Raw genomic sequence first — 19,475 nt, 5'->3', positions numbered from 1 at the left:
TCAAGATTACCAGTCCCCCCCATCCTCCATTAAGGGGGTTCGGGGTGGGTCTGGGCTGCCAAGACAAGAGGAGAGGAAAAGCAGGTAGGCGGGGCTGAATAGGATTGGGAAGGCGGTTAAGATACTTCCCATGGCGATATGGTAGTGGCTAGGATGACGGCGAAGCGCGACGATAACTAATAATCTAATCATCTACTGTAATTTAAGCCTTGATGTGGCAAAATATTTAGGAACGAGCAATCAGCTTAAACTGTCGATATAATCTGCTATGACTGCAACTATTCCCACCCTAGCACCCCAATACGACCCTTTCTCCACTGAAGCCAAATGGCAGCAATACTGGGAACAGAAGCAGGTCTTTAAAGCAGACCCTAACCATCCCGGTGAACCCTACTGTATCATGATTCCGCCTCCGAACGTGACGGGAAGCCTGCACATGGGTCACGCTTTCAATAATTCTTTGATTGATGCGTTAATTCGCTATCATCGGATGCGTGGTTATAATACGCTATATTTGCCGGGAACTGACCACGCTAGTATAGCAGTACAGACTATTTTAGAACGACAATTGCGAGAAGAAGGTAAAACTCGCTATGATTTGGGAAGGGATAAGTTTTTAGACCGGGCTTGGCAGTGGAAACAAGAGTCGGGTGGTAAAATTGTTAATCAATTGCGACGTTTGGGGGTGTCCTGTGACTGGACTCGTGAACGGTTTACGCTGGATGAAGGATTATCAAAAGCGGTAATTGAAGCGTTTGTGCGTTTATATGAAGATGGCTTAATTTATCGTGGGGAATATCTGGTTAATTGGTGTCCCGCCAGTGAGTCGGCGGTGTCGGATCTGGAAGTGGAAAATAAGGAAGTTAATGGCAAGTTATGGCATTTTCGCTACCCTCTGAGTGATGGTAGTGGGTTTGTGGAAGTGGCGACTACTCGCCCAGAAACCATGTTAGGTGATACGGCTGTGGCGGTTAATCCTAATGATAAACGCTATCAAAATTTGATTGGGAAAACTCTGACTTTACCAATTATGAATAGGGAAATTCCTATTATTGGTGATGAGTTAGTTGATCCAGAATTTGGGACGGGCTGCGTTAAGGTTACTCCCGCCCATGACCCCAATGATTTTGAGATGGGTAAAAGGCATAATTTGCCGATGATTAATATTCTAAATAAAAATGGTTCTTTGAATGAGAATGGGGGAGAGTTTGTCGGACAAGATAGGTTTGTGGCGCGCCAAAATGTGGTGAAACGTTTGGAAGCGGAAGGGTTTTTGGTGAAAATCGAAGACTATAGCCATTCTGTACCTTATAGCGATCGCGGAAAAGTTCCGGTTGAACCGCTATTATCTACTCAGTGGTTTGTCAAGATTAGACCGTTGGCTGATGGGGCTTTGGTATGTTTGGATAATGACCATAGCCCTAATTTTGTCCCCCAAAGATGGCAAAAAGTCTATCGTGACTGGTTGGTGAAATTAGAAGATTGGTGCATTTCTCGTCAACTGTGGTGGGGACATCAAATTCCGGCTTGGTATGCGGTTAGTGAAACTGGGGGAGAAATTACTGATAATACTCCGTTTATTGTGGCGCGGACAGCAGCAGAAGCCCAGGAAAAAGCGATCGCTTCCTTTGGAGAAGGGGTAAAACTTCAGCAAGATCCTGATGTTCTCGATACCTGGTTTTCCTCTGGTTTGTGGCCGTTTTCGACTTTGGGATGGCCGGAAAAAACGGCAGATTTGCAAACCTATTACCCGACGAATACTCTGTCTACCGGGTTTGATATCATCTTCTTCTGGGTAGCTAGAATGACAATGATGGGGGGATATTTTACCGACCAGATGCCTTTTCAAACGGTTTATATCCATGGGTTAATCCTAGATGAAAATGGCAAAAAAATGTCTAAATCAGCCGGAAATGGCATCGACCCTTTATTGTTGATTGAGAAGTATGGGACTGATGCCCTGCGTTATACTTTAATGCGGGAAGTGATAGGTGCCGGACAGGATATCCGTTTGGAGTATGACCGCAGCAAGGATGAGTCGCCGTCGGTGGAGGCTTCTCGGAATTTTACTAATAAACTCTGGAATGCCGCCCGGTTTGTGTTGATGAACCTGAAAGGACAAACTCCGGCACAATTGGGAACACCTAATTTGGAGGAGTTGGAATTAAGCGATCGCTGGATTTTGTCTCGGTTTAACCAAACTGTCAAGCAAACTTGTGATTATATGAATGCTTACAGTTTAGGGGAAGCAGCTAAAGGCTTATATGAGTTTATTTGGGGTGATTTTTGCGACTGGTATATTGAGTTAGCCAAGTATCGTTTACAGGGAGATGGCGGCGTTTCTCAGAAAGTAGCCCAGCAGGTACTCGCCAATATTTTAGAAGGCATTTTAAAGCTATTACATCCTTTTATGCCACACATTACCGAGGAAATTTGGCATACTTTAACCCAAACTGGGGAACAAGATTGTTTGGCGGTGCAGACTTATCCAGTATTGCAAGAACAGATGATCAGTTCCGACTTAGAAACCGATTTTGATTTAATTATCGGCACAATTCGCACTCTCCGAAATTTGCGCGCTGACGCTGATATTAAACCCAAAGTCAAAGTTACCGCTATTCTGCAAAGTGAAAATGCCAAAGAAAGGGAGATTTTGCAGCGGGGAGAGGTCTATATTAATAAAATTGCTGGGGTGGATAACTTGGTGATTACAGAAGCATTAACGGGAAATGAAGGTCAAACTATCGCCGGGGTGGTGGGTACTATTCAGGCCTTAATTCCTTTGGCTGGGGTGGTTGATTTAGAAGCCTTGAAGCAGCGGACCGAGAAGAAATTGGCAAAAATTCAGAAGGAAATTGATAGCTATACCAAGCGTTTAAGTAATCGTAATTTTGTCGATAAAGCTGACCCCCAGGTTGTACAGGGTGCGCGAGATGCTTTAGCGGAAGCTGAGAAACAAGCGGAAATTCTCCAAAGCCGTTTGAGTGGTTTTTAGGGTTTTCCTAACTGTGGGGAATTTTCCCCACTTACCATCATCTGGGTTAAGTTTAACTAATATATACTGGCAAAGTATTTTGGATTTCCAAGGATTGTTAACAGATGCAATCCCGGAGGCTGAGACTCCCAAGACCCGTACCATAGCAGAGTCATAAAAATCTAAAACTCTCACACTTAAATTATTCATGAAAATCAAGTTTCAAAATTTAGGTGTTATCAAACAAGCTCAACTAGAATTAGGAGATCTAACGATTATTTGTGGGCAAAATAACTCTGGTAAAACTTATGTGACCTATGCTTTGTTTGGATTTTTAGCAACATGGAGAGATGGCTTTGAGGTGGAAATTGCCAATGATATTATTGACCAGATTTTAAATCAAGGATTGGCGACGATCAACCTCCTAACTGATATTGATTCCCCAGAAAAAATCCTATCCCAAGCCTCCCAAGCCTACGCAGACAGTCTGGGGGAAATCTTTGGGACAAACGGAGCCAGGTTCGCCCAGACAACCTTTGAAGTTTTTTTAGATTTAAATAGAGATTTTTTTGATGATGGCTATGAAACCAATATAGGAGCCAGAGGTTCTGATCAGCAAATCTTTTCACTAATCAAACCTGTAAATAGCCCAGAATTGACGGTTACACTCCTAGCCACAAAGGAAAATCTGAATTTTCCTCGACAAATCATCAATAAAATTATTAGTGATTCGATTAAAAATATCCTGTTTTCTCGATTTTTTCCGCGTCCTTTTATCGCGAGTGCGGAAAGAACAGGTGCGGCTATTTTTCGGAAAGAACTCAATTTTGCCCGTAATCGCCTCCTAGATGAACTGAGCCAAGTTGAAGGGGAAAAAGATAGGTTTCAACTGCTGCTTTCTAAGGGGTATGGAGATTATGCGTTGCCGATTCATAAAAATGTTGAGTTTCTGCGTAATTTAGAGGGAATATCTAAACGCAGCAGTGATTTAAGCGAAATCAATCCTGGTATTTTGGATGATTTTGATGATATTATTGGCGGTCGTTATGTGGTGACCAAAAATGATGAACTCTATTATATTCCTACGGGTAATAAAAAAGCTCAGTTAACTATGGACGAAAGTTCTAGCGCAGTTCGTTCTTTACTGGATATTAACTTTTATTTAAAACATATTGCCGAAATCGGTCAATTACTAATTATTGATGAACCCGAACTAAATTTGGACCCGGAAAACCAACGTCGAATCGCTCGTTTAATTGCTCGGTTGATTAACAGTGGCATCAAAGTATTGATTACGACTCACAGTGATTATATTGTCAAGGAATTGAACACCCTGATTATGCTTAATTCCGATAAACCCCACATTCAGAAAATCGCTCAACAAGAAGGCTATCAACAAGATGAAATTCTCGATGCTAGTCGTGTTAGAGTTTATATCGCGGAAGAAGCCCTTGTTCAATTATCTGGTAAATCGAGGCGAAGTCGCTGCCCAACCTTAACGGCTGCCAAGATTACACCAGATTTAGGTATAGAAATTTCCAGCTTTGACACTGCGATTGAAGCCATGAATAAAATTCAAGAAGCGATCGTTTGGGGAGAAGAGTTCTAGTGTGGAAGAGAGATTATAAAATTCTGTCAGAGTTAATTGATGAATCAGCACAAATTAAAGCGATCGCTCTACCTTATGACAGCCGAGAAGTAATCCTGAATGAAGCAGATCAAGATGTTAAATATTCCATTAAAATCAAGGGATTTCCACCAAAATTTTTCATTATTAAATCCGATAAGTTTGCACCACCAGTAGGATTTCTTCAAGGATTACAAGGAGAATGCAAACGTTCAGATTATATCATTTTGGTTAACATTAAATCACAAAAAACAGCTATTTTTTTAGAACTCAAGCGAGGCAACCCAGATAATCAAGATATTATTAAACAACTTAAAGGTGGTTTTTGTCTATTTAAATATTTGCAAAAAATCGGGCAAGTTTTTTGGGGAAAGCCTGATTTTCTCAAGGATTATGATATTAAATTTGTGGTGATTAAAAATATACCCATGCCAGGTAATTTGAATAAACGTTCATCACAATTCAAACGAGAAAATCTGGTGAAGTCCCTTAAAATAGACGGTGACAATATAGAAGAAATACCGAAGCACTATTTATCAGTTAAGCATCAGAAAGAAATTTATTTCCGAGTTTTCTTAGAAAAAGCATGATTTGAGATGCGATCGCCTCAATACCAGTAACCTCAAATACTTGACGACAGAATGGAGGTTTTGCTATACTGACGGAAATCGCTTCCGAGGGGTTATTGTGCCTACACCCAAAAAAAAAGCCGGAAACCCTATATAGATCGTGAAATATTAATATTTTGTGGCTACAATTTAAAATGGCGATGCACGAGTTTTTGAGGATTTAGTCCAGGCTGAAAATTAGGCTATTGACAAAATAGACATTTTATGAAATTACCGTTGTGGTGGGCTAATAATTAACTATAATTATCGATATAATCTCATGATACTTGAGTCCCAATCAATTTATCAAGTTGGTGGTAGCCTTCATAGGGACTCACCGACCTATGTGGAGAGGGCGGCGGATAGGGAACTCTATCAAGCCTTGAAATCCGGGGAATTTTGCTATGTTCTCAATAGTCGTCAAATGGGTAAATCGTCCCTGTTGGTGCGGACTTCCTATCGGCTACAACAGGAGTCGCTGAAATGTATCAGCTTAGATATGACTTGTATTGGTAGTGAAAATGTGACACCTTTACAGTGGTATAAAGGGATTTTAACATTTTTATGGACAGGTTTTAAGCTGACCAGTAAATTTCCACTGAAAAGCTGGTGGAATGAACGAGAAGACCTATCTTTATTGCAGCGTTTAAGTCAATTTATTGAAGAGTTATTAAAACATTTACCAGACCAACGCCTGTTTATATTTGTGGATGAAATCGATAGCATTTTAAGTTTACCATTCCCGGTGGATGATTTTTTTGCTTTCATTCGTTATTGTTATAATGAAAGGGCTGTTAATCCCGAATATAATCGGATTACTTTTGCGATTTTTGGAGTAGCTACACCTTCGGATTTAATTAAAGATAAAAATCGCACGCCGTTTAATATTGGGAAAGCTATACAGTTATCAGGATTTACTTTAAAGGAAGCTGAACCTTTAATGACAGGTTTAATTATTCCGGGTAAAAATTCTCGTCGTTTGCTGAAAAGTATCTTAAATTGGACGAGAGGACAGCCTTTTTTAACTCAGAAAATTTGTAATCTCTTATGTGTGGAGATATTGAAAGAAGGTAAACATAAGTTCTGGGAGTATAAATCCGAAGAAAAGATTATCTATAAAATTGTTCAAGATTACATTATTGATAATTGGGAATATCACGACGAACCGGAACATTTACGAACTATCTCTAATCGGTTATTAGATAATCACAAAACTCTGGAAAATTTGCTAAGTCTTTATCAGCAAGTTTTAAGAGGTATAATAGTTGAAGCTGATGGTGGTGCTGAACAAACGGAATTAATTATGTCTGGTTTGGTGATTAAATACCATAATTATTTAATTGTGAAAAATAAGATTTATAAAAGCATTTTTAATCAGGATTGGGTAGATAAAAAGTTAAGTAATTTACGACCCTATTCTCAAACTCTTGAAGCCTGGGTAATTTCTGGTAAAACTGATGAATCTCGACTGCTGCGAGGACAGGCTTTCAAAGATGCTCAAAAATGGATGGTGGGTAAGGTTTTGAGTCCGGTAGATTATCAATTTTTAAATGCTTCGGCTGAACTGGAACAAATGCAAGTTAGACAGCAATTAGAAATTGAGCGATCGCAAGCTATTGCCAACCAATTAAAAGAACAGCAAATTAGATTATTGGAGCAACAAAAAAATGCCCAAAAACAAAAACTTTTTATAGGAGTTTTAACTATTGGTTTTGTGATAAATTCTCTGTTGGTATTTCAGACATTTAATTTATATAGGAGAGCTTTAATCAATAAAAAACAAGCTAGAATTAACGAAATTAGTGCTGTTTTAAATTCTGCAAATACTTTATTTACTCAAAACTATCACTTGGATGCTTTATTGTCAGCTTTAGCAGCACATCAAAAAATTGCAACTATAAAATCACCTAATCCCGCCATTATCGAGAGGGTAAAGCAGACGGTTAGCCGGGCATTTTTCAGGGCTGATGAGTTCAATAGAATTGTAGCCCATGACCATTTGATTTGGGGAGTTACTTTCTCTCCTGACGGTGAATATATCGCTACTAGCAGTAATGATAATACTATTAAACTCTGGGATAAGCGAGGTAATTTATTACAGGTTTTTGCTGGTCATGAAGGGGACGTTTTTGATGTAGCTTTTTCCCCAGATGGTCAATTTTTAGCCTCAGCGAGTTTAGACAAAACGGCTAAGATCTGGACTGTTGATGGTAATTTAGTTACTACCCTAAGTCTCCATAAAAATGGTGTCAGGGCGATCGCTTTTTCTCCAGATGGTCAGACCATAGGAACAGCTAGTCAAGACAAAACAGCGCAACTGTGGCGACGGGGTGACCAGGGATGGGTTGATGCTTATCTTCACCTGACTTTAACAGGTCATGATGATGCTGTAGAGGCGATCGCTTTTTCTCCAGATGGTCAAAATATCGCCACCAGTAGCAAAGACCACACCGTGAAACTATGGGGAATAGATGGCAGTCTAGTTAATACCTTTAGCGGACACCAAAACCCGGTCTGGGACGTGGTATTCTCCCCCGATGGCAAAACTATCGTTTCTGGTAGTAATGACGGTACAGCTAAAGTGTGGGGACTTGATGGCAGTCTGATTAATACTTTACCCTCCCAGGAAGGTTGGGTTTGGTCTGTGGCTATTAGTCCTCCCGATAGCATTATCCGCCGTTTAGGTATTGTTTTCGCCACTGCTGATTTAGCTAATAATATTAAGCTGTGGGATATAGATGGTAATTTGCTATACACCCTAGAAGGTCATCAACAACAGGTCTGGAATGTTAGCTTTAGCCCTGATGGTAAAACGCTGGCTTCGGTAAGTAATGATAAAACTCTTCGACTCTGGGGTTTTGAACACCCTAGCCTCACTATTTTGAGGGGACATAATAGGGGTATTTTAGATGCGGTATTTTCTGAGGATGACAGTTTTGTGGTAACTGGTAGTGATGATAAAACTCTCAGAATTTGGCGACCTAATGGGGAGTTATTACAGACTATTCCTACTAGCGACGGGGGAGTTTTGTCGGTCAGTTTTGCTTCTCAATATCAAATTTTGGCTACTGGTAGCTATGACCAAATCATTCAACTGTGGCAAATTTCCCCTGACGGAACCAACATAACTTTACTAAACACTTTAACTGAACATACTGGACCTGTTTGGTCGGTGGCTTTTAGTCCCAATGGTGAATTTCTGGTAAGTGGTAGTGGTGATAGCACTATCAAACTTTGGAATAAAGACGGGGTTTTACTCAAAAGTTGGTCTTCACAGGGACAGACTATCCGCACGATTGCTATTAGCCGAGATAATCAGTTAATTGCTTCTGGTGGTAGTGGTGGAATGGTGAAAATTTGGGGAGTTGATGGTAGCCTGAAAGGGGAACTAAGTCCATACCACAGGGGAACTATCTTAGGCTTAGATTTTTCTCCTGATGGTCGCTTTTTGGTTTCTGCTGCTGAAGATGATATGGTTATGCTGTGGGATATAAATGGCAATCTAATTAATGATTTTAAAGCTGATCATAATGATATTGTATCGGATGTGACTTTTTCCCCAGATAGTCAAATACTGGCGACAGCGGGGACAGATGGAAGTGCGAAAATTTGGAGTCTTGATGGGGAAAATTTGGCGATTTTTAATGGTCATCGTACCCATCAAACTCGGGTTTTGTCGGTGAATTTTAGCCATGATGGTCAACGGTTAATTTCTACTGATATTGATGGGGTGGCTATCCTGTGGAATATTAAGGATTCTATTAATTATCAAACAGTGCGTAATTATGCCTGTGACTGGATACGGGATTACTTACAAATTCATGCCGACACTGAAAATGGCGATCGCCAAATATGCCAAAATTGAACAGATCCGGTTTTGGATACCCTGACCCACAGCCTTTAAATACCCCAATCAATAATTTTTACTAATATCTTCATCAAAAGAGTTTTAATTTTCAAAATAATGTTAAGATTTAATACAATTTAATTGATAACTTCTCTCAAATACTTGACGACAGAATGGGGGTTTTGCTATGCTTATATAAATCGCATCCAAGGGCTTATTGTGTCTACACGCCCAAAAAAAGCCGGAAACCCTATATATATCGTGAAATATTAATATTTTTTGGTGAAAGTTTAAAATTGCGATGCACGAGTTTTTAAGGATTGAGCCAGGGTCAAAAATTAGCCTCTTGACAAAATAGCGATTTTGTGCGTATCATGCTTTGTTTACAAAAATTGAAGATAAAGCTGTTGATTATTTTATTAATTGTAAGAGGAATTGCAAGAGTGAGATAATTATCAGAATTGACGATGAGATTTTAATTATGATAACTGAATATCGGTCAATTTATCAAGTCGGAGGTAGTCTGCATACCGACTGTCCTAGCTATGTTAAGCGACAAGCAGATACAGACCTGTATGAAGCCTTGAAGCGGGGAGAGTTTGGTTATGTTCTCAACTCTCGTCAGATGGGTAAATCTTCTCTGTTAGTGCAAGCCCGCCACCGTTTACAAGCAGAAGGAATACGTTGTGCGACGTTAGACATGACGGTTATTGGTAGTGAAGATGTTACCCCAATGCAGTGGTATAAGGGAATTTTTGTAGAACTTTGGCGAGGGTTTGGGTTATTAAAATATATGCCATTTAAAGTATGGTGGAAAGAACAAGGCGAACTTTCATTGGTACAGAAATTAAATCAGTTTATAGTTGAGGTTTTACTGCCAACTTTTCCCCATGATATATTTTGCATTTTTATTGATGAGATCGACACTATTTTAAGTTTACCATTTCCGGTAGATGATTGGTTTGCATTTATTCGATTTTGTTATAACCAAAGGGCAACTGAGGCAGCATATCAACGGTTAAATTTTGCGATTTTCGGGGTAGCTAATCCCTCCGATTTAATTAGAGATCGCACCCGAACCCCTTTTAATATTGGCACAGCGATCGCACTTTCGGGGTTTACCCTAGAGGAAGCAAAACCCCTACAAAAGGGATTAAATGTTCCGGGTTTTAATGGGGAAATTTTGCTGCAAGAAATCTTAAACTGGACAGGAGGACAGCCGTTTTTAACTCAGAAGTTATGTAATCTCATATATTACCAATATCATCAAGATATTAATCCGCTAAATCGTGGTCAAATAGCATCGGAAAAAGAGTTTATAAAAACATTGGTGATTAACCAGATAATTACTAATTGGGAAAAGCAAGACGAACCGGAACATTTGCGAACCATTAGAAATCGAATTATTAGCAATCCTCAAATCTGCTCAAGATTATTAGGTATTTATCAGAAAATACTCCTAGAGACCGAAATACCCTTTGATGGTAGTCGGGAAGAAACGGAGGTTTTACTATCGGGATTAATTGAAAAATCCGGGAGTATGCTAAGAGTTAAAAATCCCATTTATGAGCATATTTTTAACTTAGAATGGACGCAAAAACAGCTAAATTTACTACGTCCCTATTCCCAAAACTTTGAGGCTTGGATAGCTTCTTGTCAAACAGATGATTCTCGACTTTTACGAGGTCAAGCCTTGTTAGAAGCGCGAAATTGGGCGTTAGGAAAAAGTTTAAGTGATGGTGATTATCAATTTTTAGCAGCTTCGGAAAAATGCGATCGCGCTGCCATGCAACAGGCTTTAGAAGCGGAAAAATTAATCGCGGTAGAAGCGAGACTTTTAGAAGAATATAAAAACTCAAGACTACAGCGGCGACTGTTAACCACGGTAGTTTTATCACTATTGTTCTCCCTAGGGTTAGCTGGTTTAGCTTACTCCCAATATCGTCGAGCGATCGCCAGCTACGAAATCACCAAAGTCCGAGAAATTGAGGCCCTAATTTCCGCCACAGAGGGTCAGTTTTTATCACAAAATAGCTTCAATGCTTTAATTAATGCTGTACGGGCAAAAATGAGGATTAAGGATGTCAAAAATCCCGATTATAATATCCAAAATAAAGTAAATTCTGTCTTGATTCAATCTGTTTATGGGATGAATGAATATCATAGTTTTGGTCGTCAGGAAGACCGAGTTTGGTCTTTAGATTGGAGTAAAGATGGTGAACAGATAGCGATTATTACCCGCACTAATTCTCAAGATGTTGACCGAAGGGATAAAATTATTACAGACAATAATCAGATTCTGATTTTTAATCGGCGGGGAAAACTACTGAATATTATCCCAAATTTTGCCTATGAATTACGAACTCTAGCTTTTTTCCCAGACGGCTATATAGCCACGGGACACAGCAATGGGGAAATCAGAATTTGGTCAAATGAAGGTGATTTGGTGTTCACGTTTTCCGCCCATGAGGAAGAAATATGGGATCTGATAATTCGGGAGCAAGACACCATAGCCACTTCTAGCAATCGTGGTTCTATAAAACTTTGGCGCAGAGATGGCACTTTATTAAATGAATTTGTGGGTCATACTCAATTGGTGAAAAAGATAGCCTTTTCTCCAGACGGTAACCGCCTGGCTTCTGTAAGTGATGATGGTACAGTGAAACTGTGGGACATAACAGGAGAATTATTAGCTGATTTTGAGCATTCTCAAGAACCTGTGGAGGCTTTGGCTTTTTCTCCTGATGGTCAGTATCTAGTGGCTGGAGGTCATAATAGAGAATTGAAATTATGGTCTATTAATGAAAGGTCTGCTATTGTCCTCGGAAAACATGACAATAGTATTAGGACTGTGGCTTTTTCTCCTGATGGTAATATAATTGCTTCTGGGAGTTGGGATCAGACTATCCGTTTATGGAATCCTGACGGTAGACACCTGCAAACTTTTGTTTCCCATACTGCGCCGCTTACTCAACTCGCCTTTAGTCCTGATGGTGAAACTCTGGCTTCTGCTGATTTCAATGGGGAGGTTAAACTATGGAAAGTTAAGAGTCCGTTTTTGACTGTGTTATCAGGACATGAAACCCATCTGCGGAGAGTAGCTTTAACTCCAGACCATCAGCAAGTTTTCTCTGTTAGTTGGGGTGGAGAAGTTTATCGCTGGGATATGCAGGGTCGTTTACTGGGAAGACTAGAAGGTCATGATAAGGGTGTAATTGGTCTAGGGGTTTCTCCTGATGGTGAAATTGTGGCGACAGGTAGCTGGGATGAAAGTATTCGCCTCTGGAATATGGAGGGAGAGTTATTAAAGGTGATCAATAATGCTCATTCTATGGGGGTAAATCAATTAGCTTTTTCGCCAAATGGTGAGGTGATAGCTTCGGTGGGAAATGATAAGAAAGTGAAATTGTGGAGTCGAGTTGGGGAGTTTATACGGGAGTGGGAATATTCGGAAGTGATTACGGGGGTTGCTTTTAGTCCTGATGGTAAAATGGTGGTTACGGGTAGTGAGGATAAGGAGGTCAGAGTTGTATATATAGACGGGTCTGGGACGCGGTTAATTGGTAATCATCAGGGTAGTGTTTGGGGGGTGGCTTTTAGTCCCCAAGGTGATATTATTGCTTCTGCTAGTACAGATAACACGGTCAGATTATGGTTTTTAGATGGTAGAAAATCGATAGTTTTGCATCATCAGGGAATTGTTGATCACGTGGCTTTTTCGCCAGATGGTGAGATGATTGCTTCGGCTAGTTGGGATGGCACTATTCAACTTTGGACTAATGAAGGGGTGAAACTCAAAACGTTAATCCGACATCAAGGACCAGCGCGGACTGTGGCTTTTAGTAATGATGGGAAATGGATTATTTCTGGGGGAGATGATCATAAGGGGATTATCTGGAATGTGGCTGAGATTATGGCTTTGGATGAGTTGAGTTATGCTTGTTATGTCATCCAAGACTACCTTAATTATCACCCGGAATTAAAGGATGAGGAACGAAATTTGTGCGATCGCTTTAATTAAAGTGGGATGAAAGGTTAACTTAGCCCCTAAAATTGGGGCTATTGGGCTATTCTTCTGGCAGATCCCAATCAGCGATCGCCTCCCATCCTTTTCCGCGCCGCACCAGGACAGGATCATCAGCACTTAAATCAATAATTGTCGAGACTTGATAATCCAAATCAGCGCCATCATCAACAATAATATCAACCAAATTCTCCAAGGCATCAAAAAGCTGAAACTTATCATAATTTTGGGGAATTTTCCGAATTAAAGCCGAGGGTTCATCTTCTTCTTTAATATGTGCAGAAGTAGAGATGACCGGATTTCCTAGAGATTCCAAAATCGCTAAACACACGGGATGATCAGGAACCCTAATTCCGGTGGTTTTCCGCTTAGGTGACATGACCAATTTGGGCACTTGTTTAGTGGCGGGAAGCACAAAAGTATAACTCCCCGGAATCAATTTTTTGATGGTGCGATAAGCCTCGTCAGTAACTATGGCATAATCGGCAATATTGGATAAGGATGAACACAAGAAGGTGAGAGGTTTATCATTGGAAATCTGCTTAATTTGTCGTACCTTTTGGACTGCAGATTTAACGGTGAGGTCGCAACCGATCGCATAAACAGTATCAGTAGGGTAAAGCATCACCGCCCCACGTTTAAGGGCATCGTTAATTTGTTCAATGGTGCGTTTTTGAGGATTTTGGGGATGAATTTCGTACAGAGTAGCCATATAATAAAGTCCATGAACTCGAATAATTATCGAACAATTAAAGTTTAAAGTCAGAATGACGATCTGATCATGCCCAATTTTTGAGTAAAATAACTTTAAACTAAAATCGATACCACTTAAACCAGACCGCCGAAAATGATCAATATAGCCTACCTTCAATGCCCCACTGGAATAGCTGGGGATATGTGCCTCGCCGCCTTAGTTCATGCCGGGGTCCCTCTGGAGTATCTCACGACACAGTTAGAAAGGCTGGGAATGGCTGAGGAATATCGGCTATGGGCTGAAAAGGTAACTCGCCAGGGTCAACAAGCGACGAAGGTTCATGTAGACCTAACTCGCCACGATCATCACACTCGCCACCTACCAGATATTGAAGCCATTATCAAAGCTGCAAAACTTCCCCCAAGGGCAGAAAACATGAGTTTAGCTGTATTCCGCAAGCTGGCGGAAGCGGAAGGGGCGGTTCATGGTATTGACCCGGAAAAGGTACATTTTCACGAAGTGGGGGCTACAGATGCGATCGTGGATATTGTCGGAACCTGTTTGGGGTTGGACTGGTTAAAAATCGATCGCCTCTATTGTTCTGCTTTTCCGGTAGGTGGGGGCACATTCCGGGCTGCCCATGGAATTTTGCCAGTACCTGCCCCTGCTGTTCTGAAACTCTGGGAAATGCGTAGTGTTCCAGTTTATAGCAATGGCATTGAACGAGAATTAGTTACCCCAACGGGGGCGGCGATCGCTGTAACTTTGGCTACAGAATTCGGACCGCCACCGCCGATGATTCTGAAACGGGTGGGACTAGGGGCCGGTTCGTCAAATTTTCCCATCCCTAATATTCTCCGCCTATGGTTAGGGGAAACTGAGGACACAGATAAACCCAAGGCGGAAAGTCATGGTTTGGGGGGGACTTTCCATGATCATGATGAGGAAATGGTGGCGGTATTAGAAACTCAAATTGATGACCTTAGCCCCCAAGCGATCGCCTATGCTTCTCAGGCTTTATTATCGGCGGGGGCGGTGGATGTTTTTGTGCAACCTGTGACGATGAAAAAGTCTCGCCTTGGGGTATTATTAACTGTGATTTGTCACCCGGAAGCTGTGGATACTTGCCGGAATATTCTGTTTGCAGAAACCACTACTTTAGGGATTCGTCAAAGTTGGCAATGTCGGACTATTCTTAACCGCGAATTACAGACGGTTGACACTGAATATGGTTTGGTGAGAATTAAGGTGGCTTTTTCAGGCGATCGCATTATTAATGTGCATCCCGAATATGAGGACTGCGCTACCCTCGCCCAACAGCATCAAATCCCCTGGTTAGATATTCATCAAAAAGCCATACAACATTGGCAGTTAATACAACAACAGCAAGCCGAATCAATTGCTCCTCAATTATAAAGGATTTCTGGCTAGTTTGTCAACCCCCAAATCAAGGGGGTTTCTGTTTGTCCTAGGAAGTTGTTAAGACTTGTTTTAAATAAATTCCGGTGTAGGAATGGGGGTTATTAGCGACATTTTCAGGGGTTCCGGTGGCGATAATTTGACCACCGCGATCGCCTCCTTCGGGTCCCAAGTCCACCACCCAATCAGCACAACGAATCACATCTAAATTATGTTCAATCAAGATAATAGAATTACCCTTATCGACCAACCTTTGTAAAACATTCAATAACTGATGAACATCATAAAAGGATAAACCGGTAGTGGGTTCATCAATTAAATATAGAGTTTTACCAGTAGCGCGCTTTGACAATTCAGAAGCCAATTTAACCCGTTGTGCTTCTCCCCCAGAAAGGGTAGGCGCGGGTTGTCCTAACTGAATATAACCCAAACCGACATCAACCAAAGTTTGCAGCCTAGTGTTAGCGCGGGGGATGTTTTCAAAGACTTTTAAAGCCTCGTCAGCGGTCATATTCAAGACATCAGCGATAGAATAGCCTTTATATTTAACCTGGAGAGTTTCCCGGTTATATCGTGCGCCTTTACATACTTCACATTGCACATAAACATCAGGGAGAAAATTCATTTCAATCACATTTACGCCCTGTCCGCTGCAGGCTTCACAGCGTCCGCCTTTAACATTAAAAGAAAACTGTCCTGGCTTATATCCCCTAGCTTTCGCCTCAATGGTTTCTGCAAATATTCCTCGGATAATATCAAACACTCCGGTATAGGTAGCGGGGTTAGAACGTGGAGTGCGTCCAATGGGAGATTGATCAATGACAATGACCTTATCTAAAGCATCTAATCCCCGAATTTTATCTAATTGTTTAGGAAAGGCAATTTTCCCGTAAAAATGATGTTGGAGGGCGGGATATAATAAGTCATTAATTAAGGTAGATTTCCCGGAACCTGATACACCAGTAATACAGACAAATTTACCGAGGGGTAATTCAACATCGATATTTTGCAGATTATTACAATGGGCGTTTTGGAGAAATAGCGATCGCCCATTTCCGGGACGGCGGCTGGTGGGAGTTTCAATTTTTTTGCGTCCAGAAAGATAAGCACCCGTGAGGGATTTTTCAGTAGTTAATAAAGTTTTAAAATCTCCTTGGGCGACAATTTCCCCCCCATTAACTCCCGCCCCCGGACCGATATCAACCAACCAATCAGCGGCGCGGATAGTTTCCTCGTCATGTTCAACTACAATTAAGGTATTGCCTAAATCTCGCAACTTTATCAAGGTCTTTAATAGTCTGCCATTATCCCGTTGATGTAAGCCAATACTAGGCTCGTCTAAGACATATAAAACGCCGGTTAAACCCGCGCCAATTTGAGTAGCTAATCGAATCCTTTGGGCTTCTCCTCCAGACAAAGTAGACGCGGATCTAGCGAGGGTCAAATAATCCAAACCGACATCTATCAAAAACTGTAATCTTGCCTTAATTTCCCGTAAGACTAAATCCCCGATTTGGGCTTGGCGATCGCTCAATTGTAGCTGATTAATTTTAGCCAAACAATCCCGAATGGAAACCTCTGTTAAATCTGCTATATTATACTGTCCCAAATAGACAGATAGCGCCTCTGGCTTCAATCGTTTACCGTGACAAACTTCGCAGGGCTGGTCAATCAAATAAGGTGCTAATTTCTGCTTTTGCGCCTCGGAACCTGTTTCCTCATATTGTCGGAGTAACATGGGAATTGCACCGAGATAGGGGCGGTAATAACTGCGACTTTCTTGGTAGCGGGAATCAGTTTCTATTAAAATGGGTTCCTCACTCCCATAAAGAATAATATGCTGTTGTTCAGATGTCAGTTTTTTCCAGGGTGTCGAAATCTCGAAATCGAAGGCTTGGGCGACACTATGAAGTAGGGATAAATAAAAGGAATTGTCTTTATCTGACCAGGGGGCGATCGCATTATAAACAGGTTGTGAAGGGTCAGGAATAATCAATTCTGGGGAAAAAGTCCGCCAGTGTCCCAAACCATGACAAGCCGGACAAGCGCCATAGGGAGAATTAAAAGAAAATAGACGGGGTGAAAGTTCTTCCATAACCGCGCCATGTTCAGGACAAGCAAAGTTTTCGGAAAAGACCAATTGCTGAGGTTTGGGGAAGTTTTCTTCTGGTGATATATTGAGGTTATCCAAAATCTGAATAATGGCAATACCTTCGGAATGGCGTAAACAGGTAGTTAAGGAATCAACTAAACGTTCCTGTAAACCTGGTTTTACAATGAGTCTATCAATGACAATTTCAATATCATGGAGATGATTTTTGTCTAAGTCTATATGGTCAGACAATTCGAGAATTTCCCCATCAATTCTGACCCGGACAAAGCCTGAAGATGCTAAACTAGATAAGAGTTTGCGATGAGTGCCTTTTTTCCCTCGGACAACAGGCGCAAGAATGAGAAACTTAGTGCCTTCAGGAAGTGCCATAACTTGATCGCACATTTGGTCAATAGTTTGGGGGGCAATATTGCGATCGCATATAGGACAATGAGGAGAACCCGCCCGACCAAATAATAGACGTAAATAATCATAAATTTCGGTGACTGTTCCGACGGTAGACCGAGGGTTATGGGAGGTAGATTTTTGGTCAATAGAAATGGCGGGACTCAACCCCTCGATCGCATCAACATCAGGCTTATCTAATTGTCCTAAAAATTGTCTCGCATAGGCACTAAGGGACTCGACATAACGCCGTTGTCCTTCGGCAAAAATGGTATCAAAAGCGAGGGAAGATTTCCCAGAACCTGAAACGCCAGTAAATACAATGAGGCGATCGCGGGGAAGTTCCAGATTGATATTTTTGAGGTTATGTTGTCTCGCGCCAATAATTCTAATAGTGTTCAGACTAGCCGGGGATATGGTAGATTGGAGATCGGAAAATTTCGCAGGTTTAGCCATTAGGTTAAGGTAGGATAATACAATAATCAGAGAAGTGATAATTTGAGGGCTACGAATTTATCTATGCTTAGAAGTATCGAGGTAGACTATCGATTTCCCCCGGGAATAGATCCAGAACGTCAAGGGAAAGTTATCGCCATTGGACAAACAGCGGGAACTTGGGATGCACGTTTTCAACACCGGGAAGAGGTGATGCGATCGCATTTAGGAGAGGTGATCAATATCCAAACTGATAATCAAAAATATAGCATTGTTACCATTGCTTTTCCAGAGGCTAATGTAGAAAACGATATCCCCAGCCTACTAACGATGATTTTTGGTAAATATTCCATGGCGGGTAGTGGAAAGGTAATTGCAGTCCGGCTGGGGGAAAATTACGGGAAACGCCCCAAACTAGGAATTACGGGAATTCGCGATCGCCTGGAGGTCTCCAAGCGACCCCTAATTATGGCGATTTTTAAACCCGCCTTGGGGTTGTCCGCCGCCGACCACGCGGATATTTTGGAACAGGTGGCCTTTGCGGGATTAGACCTAATTAAGGATGATGAAATCCTGCCAGACTTGCCCACAGCGCCCACTCTTGAACGCTTAAAGGCTTGTCGAGGGGTGTTAGATAGGGTGAGAAGCGAAACGGGTCGCAACGTCCTCTATGCGGTAAATATCACGGGTTCTGCGATCACCTTAATCGAAAAAGCGAGGACTCTAGTTAAGGCGGGCGCAAATGCCCTATTATTAAATGTCCTAACCTACGGATTTTCGGTATTGGAGGCGATCGCCAGTGACCCAGAAATCAATGTTCCGATTTTTGTGCATCCTGCGTTTGCTGGTAGCCTCTGTGCGTCACCGGATCACGGTTTAGCTTATTCTGTGGTTTTGGGGACTCTCATGGCCCATGCTGGGGCGGATGCGGTTTTGTATCCAGCCCATTATGGTAGTTTACCGTTTGACCCCACGGAAGAAGCCAAAATTAGGGATACTTTGCGATCGCGTAATATTTTCCCAGTCCCTTCTGCTGGTATCCATGCGGGAATTATTCCCCAGGTATTAGCCGACTATGGCAATGATGTTATTCTCAATGCCGGAACTGGTATCATGGATCATCCAGATGGTCCCGCCGCTGGTGTTCAAACCTTCAAGGAAGTAATAATGGATAATTTATAATTGATATTGATAATTGTAGGGGCGGGTTCCGCAGTTAATTAGAAGACCCACCGACCATATTAATAAACCCGCCCCCCCACCCGGTAATTAATGGATAATGGATAATCGTAGGGGCGGGTTCCGCAGTTAATTAGAAGACCCACCGACCATATTAATAAACCCGCCCTC

Annotated in this window: 9 protein-coding genes; 7 read left to right on the top strand and 2 right to left on the bottom strand. The window is 41.5% G+C overall.

The genetic code is table 11. The features are described from left to right. Nucleotides 1-268 precede the first annotated feature (268 nt). The 5 genes from B9T16_RS08910 to B9T16_RS08890 all read left to right on the top strand — a co-directional run bounded on the left by B9T16_RS08910 (nt 269) and on the right by B9T16_RS08890 (nt 13,077). On the top strand, nt 269-2,995 hold the full coding sequence (locus tag B9T16_RS08910; protein ID WP_410244580.1) for a valine--tRNA ligase: 2,727 nt from the start codon (nt 269-271) through the stop codon (nt 2,993-2,995). A gap of 187 nt (nt 2,996-3,182) precedes the next feature. Continuing rightward, nucleotides 3,183-4,583: an AAA family ATPase gene (locus B9T16_RS08905; RefSeq protein WP_410244579.1), complete on the top strand. Its 1,401-nt coding sequence runs from the start codon at nt 3,183-3,185 to the stop codon at nt 4,581-4,583. Further along, nucleotides 4,583-5,191: a hypothetical protein gene (locus B9T16_RS08900; RefSeq protein WP_410244578.1), complete on the top strand. Its 609-nt coding sequence runs from the start codon at nt 4,583-4,585 to the stop codon at nt 5,189-5,191. The genes B9T16_RS08905 and B9T16_RS08900 overlap by 1 nt, the downstream gene beginning before the upstream one ends. A gap of 298 nt (nt 5,192-5,489) precedes the next feature. Then, a complete protein-coding gene (locus tag B9T16_RS08895) occupies nt 5,490-9,074 on the top strand; it encodes an AAA-like domain-containing protein (protein WP_410244577.1) in 3,585 nt (1,194 codons plus the stop codon). A gap of 463 nt (nt 9,075-9,537) precedes the next feature. Then, nucleotides 9,538-13,077 (top strand): AAA-like domain-containing protein, encoded by a 3,540-nt coding sequence (locus B9T16_RS08890; RefSeq protein WP_410244576.1) that lies wholly within the window; start codon nt 9,538-9,540, stop codon nt 13,075-13,077. A gap of 46 nt (nt 13,078-13,123) precedes the next feature. On the opposite strand, the gene B9T16_RS08885 is transcribed toward B9T16_RS08890, so the two are convergent. Then, nucleotides 13,124-13,792: an L-threonylcarbamoyladenylate synthase gene (locus tag B9T16_RS08885; RefSeq protein WP_014275406.1), complete on the bottom strand. Its 669-nt coding sequence runs from the start codon at nt 13,790-13,792 to the stop codon at nt 13,124-13,126. A gap of 135 nt (nt 13,793-13,927) precedes the next feature. Here B9T16_RS08885 and larC point away from each other — a divergent pair, with 135 nt between their 5' ends. Further along, nucleotides 13,928-15,190, top strand: a complete 1,263-nt coding sequence (gene larC, locus B9T16_RS08880) for a nickel pincer cofactor biosynthesis protein LarC (protein ID WP_014275407.1) — start codon at nt 13,928-13,930, stop codon at nt 15,188-15,190. Between the two features lie 52 nt (nt 15,191-15,242). On the opposite strand, the gene uvrA is transcribed toward larC, so the two are convergent. Beyond that, nucleotides 15,243-18,146, bottom strand: coding sequence for an excinuclease ABC subunit UvrA (gene uvrA, locus B9T16_RS08875; RefSeq protein ID WP_410244575.1), 2,904 nt, complete (start codon nt 18,144-18,146; stop codon nt 15,243-15,245). 63 nt (nt 18,147-18,209) lie between these two features. Between uvrA and B9T16_RS08870 the strand changes: the two genes are divergently transcribed. After that, complete coding sequence (locus tag B9T16_RS08870; protein WP_410244574.1) at nt 18,210-19,307, top strand: RuBisCO large subunit C-terminal-like domain-containing protein; 1,098 nt, start codon at nt 18,210-18,212, stop codon at nt 19,305-19,307. Nucleotides 19,308-19,475: the final 168 nt, after the last annotated feature.

The sequence above is a fragment of the Arthrospira sp. PCC 8006 genome (assembly GCF_046480465.1).
Lineage (GTDB): Bacteria > Cyanobacteriota > Cyanobacteriia > Cyanobacteriales > Microcoleaceae > Limnospira > Limnospira platensis.
The sequence above is the reverse complement of the archived record's forward strand: the minus strand, read 5'-3'. Positions and strand labels throughout refer to the sequence as shown.

Coding starts and splice junctions, on each gene's coding strand:
- B9T16_RS08905 (WP_410244579.1), top strand. CDS start 3,183: ATGAAAATCAAGTTTCAAAATTTAGGTGTTATCAAACAAGCTCAACTA.
- B9T16_RS08910 (WP_410244580.1), top strand. CDS start 269: ATGACTGCAACTATTCCCACCCTAGCACCCCAATACGACCCTTTCTCC.
- larC (WP_014275407.1), top strand. CDS start 13,928: ATGATCAATATAGCCTACCTTCAATGCCCCACTGGAATAGCTGGGGAT.
- B9T16_RS08870 (WP_410244574.1), top strand. CDS start 18,210: ATGCTTAGAAGTATCGAGGTAGACTATCGATTTCCCCCGGGAATAGAT.
- B9T16_RS08890 (WP_410244576.1), top strand. CDS start 9,538: ATGATAACTGAATATCGGTCAATTTATCAAGTCGGAGGTAGTCTGCAT.
- uvrA (WP_410244575.1), bottom strand. CDS start 18,146: ATGGCTAAACCTGCGAAATTTTCCGATCTCCAATCTACCATATCCCCG.
- B9T16_RS08895 (WP_410244577.1), top strand. CDS start 5,490: ATGATACTTGAGTCCCAATCAATTTATCAAGTTGGTGGTAGCCTTCAT.
- B9T16_RS08885 (WP_014275406.1), bottom strand. CDS start 13,792: ATGGCTACTCTGTACGAAATTCATCCCCAAAATCCTCAAAAACGCACC.